At 73.8% G+C, this 404-nt stretch carries 1 protein-coding gene; it reads left to right on the top strand.

Going from position 1 to position 404, the window contains the following annotated elements; genetic code table 11:
- Nucleotides 1-404 (top strand): biotin/lipoyl-containing protein (locus EFT72_RS19020; RefSeq protein ID WP_206426694.1); only part of this gene is annotated, 404 nt, incomplete at both ends.

The following is a 404-nucleotide window of genomic DNA, read 5'->3' on the forward strand; positions in this document are numbered from 1 at the left end:
CCTGGAAGAAGAAGGCCGGCGAGGCCGTCGCCATCGATGAGATCCTGATCGAGATCGAGACCGACAAGGTGGTTCTCGAAGTGCCCGCGCCGGCCGCCGGCGTGATGGCCGAGATCGTGCAAGGCGACGGCGCCACCGTGGTGGCCGACCAGGTCATCGCCAAGATCGATACCGAAGGCAAGGCCGGCGCGGCCGCTGCGCCCGCGCAGTCCGCTCCGACCGCCGCCGCCCAGGCACCCGCCGTGGCGGCCGCCGCGGCCGAAGCGGCTCCCGCCGCGGGCGGCTCCAAGGGCGACGTGGCCATGCCGGCCGCCGCCAAGCTGCTGGCCGACAACAACCTGTCCGTGTCGGCCGTGGCCGGCACCGGCAAGGACGGCCGCGTGACCAAGGGCGACGTGCTGGCC

It is taken from the genome of Clostridium sp. E02 (assembly GCF_003833015.1).
Lineage (GTDB): Bacteria > Bacillota > Clostridia > Lachnospirales > Lachnospiraceae > Lacrimispora.